The 16,574-nt window shown below is 70.1% G+C and carries 15 protein-coding genes, 1 tRNA gene and 1 riboswitch; of the genes, 9 read left to right on the top strand and 7 right to left on the bottom strand.

Annotation, left to right across the window (positions count from 1 at the left end; all coding sequences use genetic code 11):
* The first annotated feature begins 38 nt into the window (after positions 1-38).
* The 4 genes from AX769_RS09720 to AX769_RS09705 all read left to right on the top strand — a co-directional run bounded on the left by AX769_RS09720 (position 39) and on the right by AX769_RS09705 (position 1,790).
* Positions 39-476, top strand: a complete 438-nt coding sequence (locus AX769_RS09720; protein WP_066278633.1) for a MarR family winged helix-turn-helix transcriptional regulator — start codon at positions 39-41, stop codon at positions 474-476.
* A gap of 35 nt (positions 477-511) precedes the next feature.
* Entirely contained in the window at positions 512-1,135 is a 624-nt protein-coding gene (gene orn, locus AX769_RS09715; RefSeq protein WP_066278630.1) for an oligoribonuclease, read from the top strand.
* Between the two features lie 58 nt (positions 1,136-1,193).
* Positions 1,194-1,266 (top strand) — tRNA-His (locus AX769_RS09710).
* Positions 1,267-1,442: 176 nt separating this feature from the next.
* Entirely contained in the window at positions 1,443-1,790 is a 348-nt protein-coding gene (locus AX769_RS09705) for a metallopeptidase family protein (protein WP_066278628.1), read from the top strand.
* A gap of 79 nt (positions 1,791-1,869) precedes the next feature.
* Here AX769_RS09705 and AX769_RS09700 read toward each other — a convergent pair whose 3' ends face one another.
* From AX769_RS09700 to AX769_RS09685, 4 genes are all read right to left on the bottom strand, one after another.
* Entirely contained in the window at positions 1,870-2,406 is a 537-nt protein-coding gene (locus AX769_RS09700) for an ATP-binding protein (RefSeq protein ID WP_239451996.1), read from the bottom strand.
* Complete coding sequence (locus AX769_RS09695; RefSeq protein WP_066278625.1) at positions 2,399-3,193, bottom strand: energy-coupling factor transporter transmembrane protein EcfT; 795 nt, start codon at positions 3,191-3,193, stop codon at positions 2,399-2,401. The genes AX769_RS09700 and AX769_RS09695 overlap by 8 nt, the downstream gene beginning before the upstream one ends.
* Positions 3,190-4,674 carry an ABC transporter ATP-binding protein gene (locus AX769_RS09690; RefSeq protein WP_369824095.1) on the bottom strand — a complete coding sequence of 495 codons (1,485 nt, stop codon included), beginning with the start codon at positions 4,672-4,674 and terminating at the stop codon, positions 3,190-3,192. Before AX769_RS09690 ends, AX769_RS09695 begins: the two co-directional genes overlap by 4 nt.
* Positions 4,675-4,699: 25 nt before the next feature.
* A complete protein-coding gene (locus AX769_RS09685; RefSeq protein WP_066283449.1) occupies positions 4,700-5,323 on the bottom strand; it encodes an ECF transporter S component in 624 nt (207 codons plus the stop codon).
* A riboswitch (TPP riboswitch) is annotated at positions 5,317-5,425 on the bottom strand. Its footprint overlaps the gene before it by 7 nt.
* Before the next feature lie 113 nt (positions 5,426-5,538).
* Between AX769_RS09685 and AX769_RS09680 the strand changes: the two genes are divergently transcribed.
* A complete protein-coding gene (locus tag AX769_RS09680) occupies positions 5,539-6,648 on the top strand; it encodes a hypothetical protein (RefSeq protein WP_204249357.1) in 1,110 nt (369 codons plus the stop codon).
* A 127-nt stretch (positions 6,649-6,775) separates the two neighbouring features.
* On the top strand, positions 6,776-8,023 hold the full coding sequence (locus tag AX769_RS09675) for a hypothetical protein (RefSeq protein ID WP_066278619.1): 1,248 nt from the start codon (positions 6,776-6,778) through the stop codon (positions 8,021-8,023).
* Positions 8,024-8,029: 6 nt separating this feature from the next.
* Here the strand turns inward: AX769_RS09675 and AX769_RS09670 are convergent, their stop codons facing one another.
* Both AX769_RS09670 and AX769_RS09665 read right to left on the bottom strand, forming a co-directional pair.
* A complete protein-coding gene (locus tag AX769_RS09670) occupies positions 8,030-8,989 on the bottom strand; it encodes an NAD(P)-dependent oxidoreductase (RefSeq protein ID WP_066278616.1) in 960 nt (319 codons plus the stop codon).
* Positions 8,990-8,996: 7 nt separating this feature from the next.
* Positions 8,997-9,335: a hypothetical protein gene (locus tag AX769_RS09665; RefSeq protein WP_066278614.1), complete on the bottom strand. Its 339-nt coding sequence runs from the start codon at positions 9,333-9,335 to the stop codon at positions 8,997-8,999.
* A 126-nt stretch (positions 9,336-9,461) separates the two neighbouring features.
* On the opposite strand from AX769_RS09665, the gene glgX reads away from it, so the two are divergent.
* Genes glgX through treZ form a run of 3 tightly spaced genes read left to right on the top strand, consistent with a single transcriptional unit; the run spans position 9,462 to position 15,764 of the window.
* On the top strand, positions 9,462-11,576 hold the full coding sequence (gene glgX / locus AX769_RS09660; protein WP_066278612.1) for a glycogen debranching protein GlgX: 2,115 nt from the start codon (positions 9,462-9,464) through the stop codon (positions 11,574-11,576).
* 16 nt (positions 11,577-11,592) lie between these two features.
* Positions 11,593-13,947 (top strand): malto-oligosyltrehalose synthase, encoded by a 2,355-nt coding sequence (gene treY / locus AX769_RS09655; RefSeq protein ID WP_066278610.1) that lies wholly within the window; start codon positions 11,593-11,595, stop codon positions 13,945-13,947.
* A complete protein-coding gene (treZ, locus tag AX769_RS09650; RefSeq protein ID WP_066278609.1) occupies positions 13,947-15,764 on the top strand; it encodes a malto-oligosyltrehalose trehalohydrolase in 1,818 nt (605 codons plus the stop codon). The genes treY and treZ overlap by 1 nt, the downstream gene beginning before the upstream one ends.
* A 14-nt stretch (positions 15,765-15,778) precedes the next feature.
* Here treZ and AX769_RS09645 read toward each other — a convergent pair whose 3' ends face one another.
* Positions 15,779-16,441 (bottom strand): 1-acyl-sn-glycerol-3-phosphate acyltransferase, encoded by a 663-nt coding sequence (locus AX769_RS09645; protein ID WP_157887546.1) that lies wholly within the window; start codon positions 16,439-16,441, stop codon positions 15,779-15,781.
* Between the last annotated feature and the right edge of the window lie 133 nt (positions 16,442-16,574).

Below are 16,574 nucleotides of genomic sequence, written 5' to 3'. Positions count from 1 at the left end.
TCCATAACGAAGTTATGCATCTGCTAGACTGAGCGGTCGTGAACACCGAACCGCACGCGATCCTGGAGACCCTCATCTCAGCCAGCAACCGCCTCATCCGCACGGCCGCCCAGCACACCGCGCACAGCATGACCTCCGCCACGGCCCGCACCCTGTCGATCCTCTCGAGCGATGGCCCCCTCCGCACCGACGAACTCGCGGCCGCCAGCCGCACCGGTCAGCCCGGCATGACCAAGCTGCTCCGCAACATGGTCGCCGACGAACTCGTCTATCGCATCGCCGAAGTCGACGACGCCCGCGCCTGGCTCATCGCCATCACCCCCAAGGGCACCGATGCGATGCTCGCCTGGCGCCGTGACCTCGCCGACGCCATGGCGCCCCTCTTCGACGACCTCGCCGACGACGACTGGAAGGCCATAGAAACCACCGCCGCCCTCCTCGACGAGAAGAGCCGCCGGGAGGTCGTCTTCGCTTGACCGAGGGCACCTCGCCGCGTCGCTAGACTCCACATATGGCTTCAAGCGCAGACAGACTGGTCTGGATCGACTGTGAGATGACCGGCCTCGACCTCGGAATCGACGAGCTCGTCGAAGTCGCCGTCGTGATCACCGACTTCGACCTCGAGCCCGTCCACCCCGGGTTCGACATCGTCATCAAGCCCGACCAGACGGCGCTCGACAACATGGGCGAGTTCGTCACCCAGATGCACACCTCTTCCGGGCTCATCACCGAGATTCCGAATGGCGTCAGCCTCGCCGAAGCCGAATTCGAAGTGCTCAACTACATCATCGAATACGTGCCCGACGCAGGCGTCGCCCCCATCGCCGGCAACACCATCGGCACCGACCGCACCTTCCTCGCGAAATACATGCCGCGAGTGGACGGCCACCTGCACTACCGGTCGGTCGACGTGTCGAGCATCAAAGAGCTCGCCCGCCGCTGGTTCCCCCGCGTCTACTTCAACGCCCCCGCCAAGAACGGCGGCCACCGCGCCCTCGCCGACATCCTCGAGTCCATCCGCGAACTCGAGTACTACCGCAAAGCCGGCTTCGTCGCCGAGCCCGGCCCCGCCACCGAAGACGTCCAAGCGATCTCCGCCGACGTCGTGTCCAAATGGGCCTCGCGCTTAGGATAGACTTCTACGGTTGCTTCGTTCGTCACGCTCTCGCCAGCGCGACGGGCGAAGTCGCATGGTGGGTATAGCTCAGCTGGTAGAGCGCCTGGTTGTGGTCTAGGAGGCCGCGGGTTCAAGCCCCGTTACTCACCCGAAAAGAACGGCTCTGCCCCACGGGGTGGGGCCGTTTTCGGGTTCAGTGCGTGTTTCGGGCGATCCTCGGCCCCGGCGAGAGTGCGCGAATCGCGGCTCACTTTCGGTGGAGGCCGCGATTTGCGCACTCTCGATCGTGGATCGGTGGGTCAGGGAGGTGTGAGAGGGTCGGACGATGGAGATGGGCGCCGACGAGTTCGAAGAGGTGGTGGTGAGCGAGCTCGATCTGCTGCCGGACGACATGGTCGACGGGCTCGAGAACGTGGCGTTCGTGACTGAGGATCGCCCCGAAGACGGCTCCCTCGACCTGCTCGGGCTGTACGACGGCGTGGCCCTGACGCACCGCGGCGACTACGGCTTCGGCGAGCTGCCCGACCGCATCATCCTCTATCGCGAACCCCACCTGGCATCCTGCGACACCCTCGACGGGCTCCGCGACGAGATCCACGTCACCCTCGTGCACGAGATCGGGCACTACTACGGCTTCGACGACGACAAGCTGCACGAGCTCGGCTGGGCCTGAGCCCTCGACCCGATCCGACGGCCTCGGCCTACGACCTCAGCGGGCGGCATCAGCGGGCGACCTCAGGGTTGCCACGACCTCAGAGCACGACGTCGGCCAGCGCCCGGGGCGCATGACGACGGATGTGCGCCTCCTCTTGCGCGGCCCACACATCCCACAATTCGGTCGCCGCGTACGTGTCGCCGTCGACCCGCCCGAGCACCCGAGAGCGACGCTCAGGGGCGTCGAGCTCGATCCACAGGCGAAGGGTGGCCAGGCGCGCGGAGGCCGGCGTGAGAGCACCCGCACCCTCGACGACCAGCAAGTCATCGGCATCCAGCGCACGCCATCCGGCCGGCTCCGAGCGATCCCAGTCCCAGCGGTGATACCCCGGTGAATCAGGGCGCAGGATCTCCCGGCTCACCGTGAGAGACGCGGCATTCAGCCCGTCCCACCCCGGGTACACGTCGTCGAGGCCGACGAGCTGGGCGTCGAGGGCTCTGGCCAGGGCGGCGCCGAGGGTGGTCTTGCCCGACCCCGAGCGACCGTCGAGCAGGACGACCGGCCGATCCCCCGATGCCAGCGCGGCGCGGGCCAGGCGCGACACGAGGAGTGGGTCGGCGACGACGTCAGGCAAGGACGAAGCTCCAGGTGCCGGCCAGGACCGCGACGGCGATGGAGATGCCCGCGATCACGACCCCGATCGCCACCAGCGCCCACTCGCCACCGCCGAACGTCGACGGGCGCGCCCACGTCCGCTTCGTCTCGCCGCCGAACCCCTTCGCCTCCATGGCCGTGGCGAGCTTGCTCCCCCGCCGCACCGAGAGCACGAGCAGCGCGAACGCCATGCCCCCGAAGCGCTTCAGGGCGCCGAGCGGCCCTCCGACGTCGGCGACGCCGCGCGCACGACGAGCGAGGCCGAGCTGGCGCCAGTCGTCGACGAAGAGGCCGACCAGACGGAGGCCGGCGAGCCCTCCGAGCACGAAGCGCGAGGGCAGGTGCAGCACCTGCCCCAGCCCGTCGGCGAGGTCGGTCGGATCGGTCGTCGCGAACAGGACGATCCCGGGGATCCCGACCGCCAGGATCCTGAGGCCGATGGCGAAGCCCAGCGACACGGAGCCGTCGGTGATCGTGATGAAACCGAACTGCGCGAGGAGGCCGCCCGAGTCCTGGCCGTAGAGCGAGGTGGCCACGACCGACAGGGGTGCGGCGATCCAGAGCGGGAGCGTCCGCCGCCAGAGCTGGCCGAACGTCAGGCCGGCCCCGGCAACGAGGCCCGCCTCGAGGACGAGCGCCGTCCCGGCGGAGACCCAGTCGATCGAGAGGAGCAGCGACAGGCTCAGCACGACGGCGGCGAGAAGCTTGGCGACCGGGTTGATGCGGCCCGCCCGGGTGCCGCGCCCGACCGCCGTGAGGAGGGTCACGAGAGCACCCCGGTCTCGGTCGCTCGAGAGGCCGACAGGCGCGGTCGGCTGGTCGACGTCGCGCCGCCGAGAGTCAGGACGTCGTCGGCGAGCACATCGACGAACTCGGCGTCGTGGGTCACCGCCACCACGGCGCTGCCGGTGTCGAGGAGCTCGCCCAGGAGAGCGACGAGTTCGCGCCAGGTGCGCGCGTCCTGCCCGAAGGTCGGCTCGTCGAGCACGAGGATGCTCGGCCGCGTCGCGAGCACTGTGGCGACGGACAGTCGGCGCTTCTCGCCCCCGGAGAGCGTGAAGGGGTTCGCACCCGCCAGGCGATCCAGCCGCAGTCGCGCCAGGAGCTCGTCGACTCGCTGGTCGATCTCGGCCTGCGGCAGTCTGAGCGCCCGAGGGCCGACCGCGAGCTCGGCTCGGACGGTGGCGGCCAAGAACTGGTGCTCCGGCTCTTGGAAGACCGTGCCGATCCGCGTCAGGAGGTCGCGGGACCGCCACTTCACAGGAGACGGGCCGGCCCCGGCAGCCAGACCCTCGCCGGCGACGACCCTGCCGTCGACGGGCGGGAGGAGGCCTGCGATGGTGAGAGCCAGAGTGGACTTGCCGGCGCCGTTCGGGCCGGTGATGGCCACGGCCCTCCCGGCATCGATCCGCGCTCGGATCCCGGCGGCGACCGCGACACCGCGACGCCGCCCGACAGCGACCCCGTCGAGATCGAGGAGGCCCGTGCCGGTTGACGAGGACCGCTGCGGCAACGGCACCCCGGCTCCCGGCACCCAGACCCCCGACTCGGCGAGGCCCACGCCCTCGGCCGCCAGCACCGTGCGGGGGTCGCCGTCGGCGAGGACACCGCCGCCCGCGGCCAGGACGATCACGCGATCGACCACCGGTAGCCAGACCGACACCCGGTGTTCGACCACGACGAGCGTGGCGCCGGTCTCGGCCTGGACACGCGCCACGGCGTCCCTCACCTCGATCACCCCGGCCGGGTCGAGATTCGCGGTCGGCTCGTCGAGCAGCAGCAGACCCGGCTCCATGGCGAGGGCTCCGGCGAGGGCGAGTCGCTGCTTCTGGCCGCCGCTCAGCTCCGAAGTCGAGTGGTCGAGAGGCAGGTCGAGCCCGGTCGCCTCGAGAGCGGATGCGACTCGACGCCAGATCTCGCCCCTCGGCACCCCGAGGTTCTCGCAGGCGAAAGCGACGTCGTCGCCGACTCGCGCCAGGACGACCTGCGAGTCGGGGTCTTGGAGGACGAGCCCGACCCGCCCCCGGGTGTCGGCCGGATGGACGCTGTCGACCAGCAGCTCGCCCGTCGAGTCGCCTTCCTCGTCGCCGCCGAGGACACCGGCGAGGCCGGCGAGCAGCGTGGATTTTCCGGCACCCGACGCACCGAGCAGCAGGACGCGCTCGCCCGGGTGGATGTCGAGGTCGAGGTCGCTGACCGCGGGTCGCAATCGTCCCGCATGACGCCAGGACCAACCGCGGGCGGTGATGCGGGCGCCGCGAAGGGCGCCCACGTCAGACGCGATTCTGGGTCGTTCGGCCCGCCGCGAATCGGCTCAGTGCCCCGGTCGCCGCGAGACCGCGGACGGCGAGCCAGGAGAGCACACCGGCGATGACCGCACCCGACACCACGGAGGCGACGAAGTAGACGACCTTGAACTCGAAGGCGTAGGCCGCGACGCTGGAGAAGTTGGTGTCGAGGAAGCCCGTGACGGCACCGGCACCGGCACCGGCGAGGATCGCGGTGACGAGTCGCCACGACTTGTAGAGGAAGAGGGCGAGCACGATCTCGGCTCCGAGCCCCTCGAAGATGCCCCAGATCAACGTGGAGAAACCCCATTGGGTGCCCACGAGCATCGACACGACCGCAGCGATGATCTCGGTGTACAGCGCCGCCCCGGGCTTGCGGACGACGAGGCCGCCCAGCACTCCGGCGAAGAGCCAGCCGCCCGACAGGATGCCCTCGAGGCCGGGCGAGAACGTCAGCAGGCCGCTCAGCGGAGTCCAGGCCAGCCCCCAGGCCCAGAAGATGACCCCGGAGGCGACGCCGAGGACGCTGGCGGTGACGATGTCGACGACACGCCATCGGGTGTTCGGTCGAGACGAAGCAGTCGTGCGGGTTCGCGTCGAAACGCTCATTTTGCTCTCCTCCCTGCGCCGGCATGATCCGGATCAGGTTCGACGGTCGAAGCGTGGTTCGCTTCCTCTCAGCCCGGCTCACCGGACTCCCGTGTGTTGTGACGCCCAGCATACCCTCGGATCGGCGGAGCGACGCGGCAGAGCCTCCCCCGAGCATGACGAACGGTGACGCGCTCCCGTGGGTCTGTCAGACGCTCATGACAGGCTCGTCGACCATGAGCACCTCCCCCACCGCCCCGGCCAGCCCGACGACGCCGCAGAGCGCCACCGAGTCGATCGTGCAGGGCGCGCACCTGGTCGGAAGCGTCAACCTGCCCGACGCCGAAGCCGTCTTCCGCGCCGCAGCCGAGCACCTCGGCGACCACCTCGCCAGGATCCCGGACGGCGAGGTCGGCGAGCGCTTCTACTGGATCCAGTTCCAGACCTTCCGCTTCGACGAGACTCCCGGCCTCGTGCGAGTCGGCGAGCCCGGCTTCGCGATCCGCGACCTCTTCGACGTCCGCCCGTTCGCCCTCGACGGCACGGTCGAAGCCGACGAACTGGTCTTCCCCGACCTCGGCTACGCCGAGGCCGCCCTCGAGTCGTACGCGACGTTCGCCCGTCTCCGCGACGAGGGCGTCATCCCGTCCGGCGTGCGATTCCAGGTGTCGCTGCCGACGCCGGTCGCCGTGGTCGGCGCGTTCGTGCAGCAGGCCGACAAGGCCGCCGTCGAGCCCGCCTACGAGCGCGCCCTGTTCGGCGAGCTGCGGCACATCCTCGACGGCATCCCCCACCAGGATCTCGCGATCCAGTGGGATACCGCCCTCGAGTTCGCGCTGCTCGAACTGCCCCGCGACACCGGCTTCGGCCTCGAGGCCTGGTTCGAGCCGGTGCTCGACGGGGTCGTCGAGCGCGCGCTGCGCCAGCTCGCGTCGGTGCCGCCGCCCGTGCAGGTCGGCTTTCACCTCTGCTACGGCGACGTCGAGGAGGCGCACTTCGTGCAGCCGATCGACGCCGGGCACCTCGCCGACGTGATCCGCGGCATCGTCGCCGGTGCGACGCGCCACATCGACTTCTTCCACCTGCCGGTGCCGATCGAGCGCGACGACGTCGAGTACTTCGCGCCGCTGGCCGCCGTCCTGCCCGACCTGCCCGCGGCGACCGACCTCTACCTCGGCCTCGTGCACCACCAGGACGGCGCCGAGGGCGCCCAGCGGCGCATCGCTGCGGCGTCCACCGTGCTGCCGCACTTCGGCGTGGCCACCGAGTGCGGCTTCGGCCGCGGGCCGGCCGAGCGCACGGGCGATCTGCTCGACCTGCACGCGGCGGTGGCGCGGGGCTGGTAGCCGGCTTCCGTCGCCTCCTGCGCCCCGTCATCCTGTCGGGCGGTCTTCCTCCGTCTGCGGCATGAGCTTGCCCCCAGTCAGGGAGCATCGACCTCAGCTGTTGATTTTGCTGTGCTAAGCACGTCGGATGAAGTTCAGGAGGTGGCCGCACGGCATCGTGACGCTCGTGCTGCTGTGCGTCGCCGTCCTGGGGCTCGTCTCGGTCGAGACCGGTTCGACGGGGCGGCCGCCCGTGTCGACGACGTCCGGCTCGCTGCCGATGCTCGGCCATCGGTCGGCCGGCCCGGGCTTCGGCCTCCACTCGGGTGGAGGCTCCGGCACAGGTGCGGGTGCCGGCACGGGCGCGGGCACAGGTGCGGGCGCCGGCACGCGGCAGCACCGCACGCCGCCGGCGCCGTCGAAGACGGCTCCTCCCGACGCATCGGCGCCCGACCGCGGCGACGCTTCGACGTCGCAGGCGGCCACCGGATCGGACGGCACGGTGATCGCGGGCGCGGCCGGCCCCTTCGACCACGGCGTCACCTCCAACCCGTTCAACTTCCGGCTCGGCCTCATCGACGGCACGGTCGTCGAGCCCGATGCCCGCGACTGGGCGGCACGCAGCGGCACGACCGGTCCACTGCTGCTGTTCCTTCCCGCGACGGGCCACGTGCCCGACGACTACCAGCGCTTCCTCACCACCGCCGTGCAGTCGGGCTACCACGTGCTGGGCCTCGACTTCTGGAACCGGGGCCACGCTGTGGCGAACATCTGCGGCGAAGACCCGAGCTGCTACACCGAGGTGCAGCGCAACCGCTTCAGTGGGCAGGGGCCGTCGAAGTTCAGCAAGGTCGACGAGGCGAACTCGGTGCTCGCGCGGCTCCACGCCGCGCTCGACTACCTCGTCGTGCACGATCCTGACGGCGGCTGGAGCCAGTACACACAGCATGAACAGCTCGACTGGGACAACATCGTCGTCGCCGGCCACTCGCAGGGGGGCGGCGAGTCGGCGTACATCGCGCACCGCTACCGCGTGATGGGGCAGCTGACGTTCTCGTCGCCGATCATCACCGACGAGGACGCCGCCGCGTCATGGCTGCGGCAGAAGAGCGCCACCCCGGCTGCGAAGATGTACGCATTCGACGACGAGCACGACGAGTTCTACCCGCGCATCGTGAACTCGTGGAACCGCTTGCACCTGACGGGCACACTGACGGCCCCGGTGCCGGTGCCGGCCACCTCGACGACGCATCGCCTCGTCTCGACGATCGATCTCGGTGATCCTGGTCGCGCCCACATCCGCTCGGTCTCCGACGGCACGCCCCTCACGAAGAAGGGCACCCCGGTGTTCGCCCCCGTGTGGAAGTGGATGCTGAAGCAGGTCTACGAGAAGTAGCAGGAGTCAGGGGGCGGGGACCCGGCCGGCGGCGGCGAGCCAGGTCAGGCCGTCCTCGACGGCCTCGAGCGAGCTGTAGCGGGGCGCATACCCGAGCACCGTGCGCGCCCGCTCGATCGAGAGCGAGTGGCTGCGCGAGATGTGCGCGAGGGTCGACTCCGCGAACTCCGGAGACGTGAGGCCGCGGAACTCCTCGAACGGCACGAACCGCAGTCGCGGCGACGCCCCGTACCAGGAGGCGATCCCCTCCGCGAAACCGCGCAACGTCAGCGCCCGCTCGGAGACGAGATGGAAGCTCTGCCCGACGGCGAGCGCCTGCCGTTCGAGGGCCTTCTCGAAGCCCTGCGCGACGTCGTCGGCGTGCACGTGATGCAGCGTCTCGAGCCCGAAGTTCGGCAAGACGACCTCCGTGCCTGCGGCGAGCGCGGCCCACACGGCGAGGTCGAGGTTGCCCTGCGGGTTGATCATCGGCCAGCCGGGGCCGGTGATGTGCCCGGGGTGCAGGATCACCGAGCGCACCCCGTCCGGTCGCCGCGCCTCCGCCAGCAGCAGCTCTTCGATTTCGGCCTTGCCGGTGCCGTACTCGCCGAACGGCGTGCGCGGGGCGTCTTCGGTGATGGGCACCACAGTGGCGGGCCCGTGCACCCAGACGGTGCCGCAGTGCAGCAGCAGTGCGCCGCTCCCCCGCAGCGCGTCGACGAGCTGCTCGGCCGACGAGCGCGTGAAGCAGACCATGTCGACGACGACGTCGGGCTCGAGGGCGGCGATCGCCGGGGCGAACGTGCGCTCGGCATCGCCCTGCTCGCGGTCGAGGGCGACGCGCGTGACCTGGTGCCACGCCGCATCCTGGTGATATGGCTCGCTCGAGCCCCGCGAGACCGCGGTGACGGAGTGGCCTGCGCGCACGAGACGCGGCACGAGGTAGCTGCCGACGTGGCCGGTGGCGCCGATGACGACGATCTTCATCGGGGGCCTACTTCTTCAGTGCGCGGATCACGCGCGAGAGGGCGACGCCGGTGGCCCAGACGACCGGGGTGGAGGCGGCGAGCAGCGCGATGACGTTGGGTTCGAAGGCTGCAGGATGCGACGCATCGCCCAGATAGGCCCCGATCGGCACCGACGCCCCGCCACCGCCTCCTCCGCCGGCGAAGTCGCCGTTCTCGTCGGGCCGATCGCCTCCGCCCCCGAAGCCGTACCAGCCGATCGCGACGGGCAGCACGGTCGACGTGCCGACCGTGACGGGCTCGCCGTAGGCGGTGCGGACGCCGATCCGGCGAGCGAATTTCGAGAGTGTCACTGCGATGTGCGCCATGGGCGAGACCCTACGCCCGCGCGAGCGACGACACTGCTCCGGACCCTCCCCGGCGTTCGCCCCTAGGCTGGGCGGAGTCTTCGGCGGGGCACACCTCGCACCGGAGAACGCGATTCGGAGGTTCGATTGATCACCTGGCCTGGCAACCCGTACCCGCTCGGGGCCACCTATGACGGCAGCGGGACGAACTTCGCGATCTACAGCGAAGCCGCCGAGCTCGTTCAGCTGTGCCTGTTCGACGACGACGGCACCGAGACGCGCGTCGACCTGCTCGAGGTCGACGCGTACGTCTGGCACGCCTACCTGCCCACGATCCAGCCGGGGCAGCGCTACGGCTATCGCGTGCACGGCCCGTACGACCCCGCCGAGGGCCTGCGCGCCAACCCCACCAAACTGCTGCTCGACCCGTACGCCAAGGCCACGGCCGGCGAGATCGACTGGGACGAGGCGCTGTTCGCCTACAACTTCGGCGACCCCGAATCGCGCAACGACAAAGACTCCGCGCCGCACATGATGATGGGCGTCGTCATCAACCCGTACTTCGACTGGCAGGGCGACCGGCCGCCGAAGTACAGCTACGACGAGTCGATCATCTACGAGGCCCACGTGAAGGGCCTCACCCAGACGCACCCCGACATCCCCGAGGCCGAGCGGGGCACCTACGCGGGCGTCGCGCATCCTGCGGTCATCGAGCATCTGAAGGGGCTCGGCGTCACCGCGATCGAGCTGATGCCCGTGCACCAGTTCGTGCAGGACAACACGCTGCTCGAGAAGGGCCTCCGCAACTACTGGGGCTACAACTCGATCGGGTTCTTCGCGCCGCACCAGCAGTACGCCTCGGTCGAAGACCACGGCCAGCAGGTGCAGGAGTTCAAGACCATGGTGCGCGTGCTGCACGACGCCGGCATCGAGGTCATCATCGACGTGGTCTACAACCACACCGCCGAGGGCAATCATCTCGGGCCGACGCTGTCGTTCAAGGGCATCGACAACGCGTCCTACTACCGCCTCGTCGAAGACGACAAGCAGTACTACATGGACTACACCGGCACCGGCAACAGCCTGAACGTGCGCCACCCGCACTCGCTGCAGCTGATCATGGACTCGTTGCGCTACTGGGTCACCGAGATGCACGTCGACGGCTTCCGCTTCGACCTCGCGGCGTCCCTCGCCCGCGAGTTCTACGAGGTCGACCGCCTGTCGACCTTCTTCGAGCTCGTGCAGCAGGACCCGATCGTGTCGCAGGTCAAGCTGATCGCCGAGCCGTGGGACGTCGGCCCCGGCGGCTACCAGGTCGGCAACTTCCCTCCGCAGTGGACGGAGTGGAACGGCAAGTACCGCGACACCGTTCGCGACTTCTGGCGCGGCGAGCCCGCGACCCTCGGCGAGTTCGCCTCCCGGATCACCGGGTCGGCCGACCTGTACCAGCGCGACGGTCGCCGCCCGATCGCCTCGATCAACTTCGTCACGGCACATGACGGCTTCACCATGCGCGACCTGGTGTCGTACAACGACAAGCACAACGAGGCCAACGGCGAGAACAACCAGGACGGCGAGAGCCACAACCGGTCGTGGAACTCCGGCATCGAGGGCCCCACGAGAGACCGCACGATCGTGCCCCTCAGGCGCCAGCGGGTCAGGAACTTCTTGGCGACGCTGCTGCTCAGCCAGGGGGTGCCGATGATCGTGCACGGCGACGAGCTGGGCCGCACCCAGCAGGGCAACAACAACACCTACGCGCAGGACGACCAGCTGAGCTGGATCGACTGGGAGAACGCCGACGCCGACCTGATCGAGTTCACGACGTCGCTGATCGACCTGCGCCGCAAGCACCCGACGTTCCGCCGCCAGCGCTACTTCGACGGCCGCAACGTGCGCCGGGGCGAAGGCGATCCGCTGCCCGACATCGTCTGGCTGACGCCCGAGGGCGACGCGATGACCGCCGACGAGTGGGACTCCGGGTTCGGCCGCTCGATCGGCATGTTCTTGAACGGCAACGGCATCGGCGGGCGCGACGCCCGCGGCGGCCGGATCACCGACGTCAACTTCGTGCTCTACTTCAACGCGCACGACGACACCGTGACCTTCACCCTGCCGCCCGACGAGTACTCCGCCTCGTGGGAGGTCGTGGTCGACACGACCTCGGCCCGCCGGGCGGCGAGGCCCCTGCTGGCTGGCGCGCGCCTGCCGGTCGCCGGTCGCTCGATGCTCGTGCTGCGCGCCGTCGACGACACCAAGTGACGAAAGAACCCTGAGGATGCCCAGAACCCGCGCCCCCCGCTCCACCTACCGCCTGCAGATCCGCAAGGCGTTCGACCTGAACGCCGCGGCCGACGTCGTGTCGTACCTCCGCGACCTCGGCGTCGACTGGGTCTACCTCTCGCCGGTGCTCGAGGCCGAGGCGGGCAGCGACCACGGCTACGACGTGATCGACCACTCTCGCGTCGATCCCGCCCGCGGCGGCGACGAGGGCCTGAAGGCTCTCGCCGACCGGGCCCATGGCGAGGGACTCGGCGTGTTGATCGACATCGTGCCGAACCACATGGGCGTCGCCACCCCGCGCTCGAACTCGTGGTGGTGGGACCTCTTGACGCACGGCCGCGAATCCCGCTACGCCGACGCCTTCGACGTCGACTGGGCCTACGGCCACGGCAAGATCAGGATCCCGGTGCTCGGCGACGGGGGCGACGACCGTTTCGACGCCCTCGAGATCGTCGGCGACGAGCTCCACTACTACGACAACGCGTACCCGATCGCACCGGGCACGCACAGCCCCGGTGATTCGGCGATCGACGTCCACGCCCGCCAGAACTACGAGCTCGTCCACTGGCAGCGTGCCGACCACGAGCTGAACTACCGCCGCTTCTTCGCGGTGAACACCCTCGCCGGCATCCGGGTCGAGGAGCCCTGGGTCTTCGACGAGTCGCACGTCGAGATCGGCCGCTGGTTCCGAGACGGGATCGCCGACGGCCTCCGCGTCGACCACCCCGACGGGCTCGCGCAGCCCGGCGACTACCTCGACCGGCTGCGCGAATTGACCGGCGGCGCCCACGTCGTCGTCGAGAAGATCCTCGAGGGCGAAGAGCAGCTGCCCACCGACTGGGCGACGAACGGCACCAGCGGCTACGAGGCGCTCGGCGAATACGACCGGGTGCTCGTCGACCCCGACGGCGGCGAGGCACTCGGCGCGCTCGACTCCGCGCTGCGCGGCGAGCCCGCGGGCGAGTTCGACTGGCAGCAGATGGTGCACGACTCCAAGCGCCAGGTCGCCGACGGCATCCTGAACAGCGAGATCCGGCGACTGGCGCGACTGCTCACGCCCGGCTCCGAGAACGGCGGCGGCCCCGAGCCGGACGAGGCAGTCGTGGATGCCCTGGCCGAGATCGCGACGACATTCGCGGTGTATCGCAGCTACCTGCCGCAGGGCGGCGAGGCGCTCGCGCAGGCCGCGAGCGCGGCCGAGACCGCACGACCCGAGCTGACGGACGCGATCGCGACGGTGGTGGCGGCTCTCGGCGACCCATCGCATCCTGCAGCCGTGCGATTCCAGCAGACGAGCGGCATGGTGATGGCGAAGGGCGTCGAAGACTCGGCCTTCTATCGGTACAGCCGGCTCGTGGCACTCAACGAGGTCGGGGCCGAGCCGTCGCTCTTCTCGATCACGCCCGCGCAGTTCCATGCGCGACAGCAGCACCGCCTGGCGCTGACGCCCTTCACGATGACGACGATCTCGACGCACGACACGAAGCGCTCGGCCGACGTGCGAGCGCGAATCATCGCGATCTCCGAGGTCGCCGACGAGTGGTCGGCCACCCTGGCGCGCCTGGGCGAGCTGGCGCCACTCGGCGACGGCCCCTTCGAGAACCTGCTCTGGCAGAGCATCGTCGGCGCCTGGCCCGCCTCGCGCGAAAGGCTGCACGCCTACGCCGAGAAGGCCTCTCGCGAGGCGGGGCAGTCGACGACCTGGACGTCGCCGAACGAGGTGTTCGAGACGAAGATGCACGCCCTGGTCGACGCCTGCTTCGACGACGAGGCCGTGTCGAGTGAGCTCGAGCGCATCGTCGAGGTGCTGCGAGCGCCCGGCTGGTCGAACTCGCTCGCTCAGACCATCCTGCAGCTGACGGGGCCCGGCGCCCCCGACGTTTATCAGGGCGGCGACCTGTGGGACTTCTCCCTCGTCGACCCGGACAACCGGCGCGAGGTCGACTTCGACCTGCGTCGGCGGCACCTCGCGGCGATCCAGGCCGGCGAGCTGCCCGCGATCGACGCGAGCGGCGCGGCAAAGCTGCTGGTGGTGCATCGCACCCTGGCGTTGCGGCGCGACCGGCCCGAGCTCTTCTCGCGCTACGCCCCGCTGCCCGTCTTCGGCGAGGCGGCCAGCAACGCGATCGCCATCGACCGGGGCGGCGCCGTCGTCGTCGCCTCACGCCTGCCCACCGGGCTCGCCGAGGCGGGCGGCTGGCGCGACACGACCATCCACCTCTCGGGCGGCCCGCGCATCGACCTGCTCACCGGGCAACGGCACGACGGCCCGCGGGTGCGGCTGGCCGACCTGCTCTCGACCTACCCGGTGGCCCTGCTGATCCCTGCCGACGACGAGACGGAACGCTGATGGCCCTGCGCAGTTCGGAAGACACGTATGACGTCTGGGCTCCTGCCCCTTCCCGCGTCCGCCTCGTCCTCGACGGCCAGATTCACGAGATGGCACGGTCCCTCGAGACGACGCAGGATGCGACCGGCTGGTGGCGCGCGCCCGCCGGCCTCGACACCTCCTCCGGGCACCGCTACGGCTACCTGCTCGACGACGCCTCGACCCCGGTGCCCGACCCGCGCTCCCTGCGCCAGCCCGACGGGGTGCACGGTCTCAGTGAGACGTACGATCCGTCGACCTACGTCTGGGGCGACGCCGCGTGGCGCGGCCGGCCTCTCGGCGGCGCCGTGATCTACGAGCTCCACATCGGCACGTTCACGCCCGGCTCGTCGGGTTCCGCCGGCGCCGAAGGGCCCTCCGGTGGCACCCTCGACTCGGCCATCGACCGTCTCGACCACCTGGTCGAGCTCGGGGTCGACTTCGTCGAGATCCTGCCGGTCAACTCGTTCAACGGGCGCTGGAACTGGGGCTACGACGGCGTCGACTGGTTCGCCGTCACCGAGACCTACGGCGGCCCCGAGGCCTACCAGCGTTTCGTCGACGCCTGCCACGCGCTGGGGCTCGGCGTCGTCCAGGACGTCGTCTACAACCACCTCGGGCCCTCCGGCAACTACCTGCCGCAGTTCGGGCCGTACCTCACCGACAAGCACGCCTCGACCTGGGGCACCGGCGTCAACCTCGACGACGACGGCTCCGACGAGGTGCGCGAGTTCATCATCGACAACACCCAGCTCTGGCTCGACACCTTCCACGTCGACGCGCTCCGGCTCGACGCGGTCCACGCGCTGGTCGACGACTCCCCCACGCACCTGCTCGAGCAGGTCGCGATCCGCACGGCCGCCCTGTCGGCCGCCACAGGCATCCCCAAGACCCTGATCGCCGAGAGCGACAAGAACGACACCTCGCTCGTCACGCCGCGCGAGGCCGCTGGGCGCTTTGGCGAGGCCTACGGCCTCGACGCGCAATGGTCGGACGACTTCCACCACTCGGTGCACGTCGCCCTCACCGGCGAGACCAGCGGCTACTACGCCGACTTCGCGCACCTCGGGGCGCTCGCGAAGGTGCTCACCCGCGGGTTCTTCCACGACGGCACCTGGTCGTCCTTCCGCGAGAAATACCACGGCCGGCCCGTCGACACCGAGCGCATGCCCGGGTGGCGCCTCGTCGTGGCCGACCAGAACCACGACCAGATCGGCAACCGCGCCATCGGCGACCGGCTGGCGGCCACCCTCGACGACGGCCAGCTGATCATCGCCGCCGCCCTCACACTCACGTCGCCGTTCACGCCGATGCTCTTCATGGGCGAAGAGTGGGCTGCCTCGACCCCGTGGCAGTTCTTCACGTCCCACCCCGAGCACGACTTGGGGCTCGCGACGGCCAGGGGGCGCATCGCCGAGTTCGCCAAGATGGGTTGGGACGAGAGCGCGGTGCCCGACCCGCAGGATCCTGCGACCTTCGAGCGCTCGAAGCTCGACTGGGGTGAGGTCGACGGCGGTCGGCACGCCCGGGTGCTCGACGCCTACCGGCGGCTGATCGCGCTGCGGCGTTCGCAGCGGGAACTCACGGATCCTGCTCTCACGAATGTCTCGGTCGACCTCTCGGAGGAGGAGCGCTGGCTCGTGCTGACTCGCGGCGCGCTGCGCGTCGCGGTCAACTTCGCCGACGCCCCGGCCACGCTCGACCTGCCGTCGACGTCCGTGCTCTTCGCGAGCGACGCCTCGATCGCGGCAGGCCCGCAGCTGGCTCTGCCGCCGCACTCCGTCGCGATCCTCCGCTAGGGCGGCGGCAGAGGTCAGGCGCCGCGCGCGGTCGTGTAGGTGTCGTCGTACTCCTGCGGGGTGAGCGTGGCGATGGCCCGCATGATCTCGTCGGTGACCTCCCGCAACTGCGTGGCGTCGTAGTCGCCGTCGACCCGAGCGAAGGTCAGCGGCTCGCCGAACGTGATCGTGATTCGAGCCCGGCGCGGAAATCGGGCACCGCGAGGCAGCACCTGGTCGCTGCCCTGGATCGACATGGGCACCACGGGCACCCCTGACGCCAGCACCAACCGGGCCACGCCGGTGCGCCCGCGGTGCAGCTTGCCGTCGCGGGAGCGTGACCCCTCGGGGTAGATGCCGACCACCCGCCCGTGGTCGAGCACCGCCAGCCCCGTCTCGAGCGACGCCCTCGACGCCGAGCCGCCCGTGCGGTCGATGGCGAGCTGGCCGACGTTGCGCAAGAACCAGCCGAGGAGCCGGCCCTTCGCCGATTTCGAGTTCATGTAGCTCGCACCGACCAGGTAGGCCATCTTGCGCGGCACGACCCCCGGGATCAGCACGGAGTCGATGAAGTGGATGTGATTGCCGGCGAGGATCACGCCGCCGCGCGTCGGGATGTTCGACATCCCGGTGATCGTGAACCGGAACCAGAGGAACATGACGGGGCGCAGCACGATGTTGCGCAAGAAGCTGTACACCGTCACAGGATACGGGCCGGGCGCACCCCCCGAAGACGGGCACGCGCGATGGCCCCGCACGGCGGCACAATGAAGCAATCGCGGTCGCCCGACCTCTGACCTGTCGGGCGACCGCGACTGCCGTTCGGGGGCC

The sequence above is a fragment of the Frondihabitans sp. PAMC 28766 genome (assembly GCF_001577365.1).
Lineage (GTDB): Bacteria > Actinomycetota > Actinomycetes > Actinomycetales > Microbacteriaceae > Frondihabitans.
This window is presented reverse-complemented; position numbering and strand designations above follow the sequence as displayed.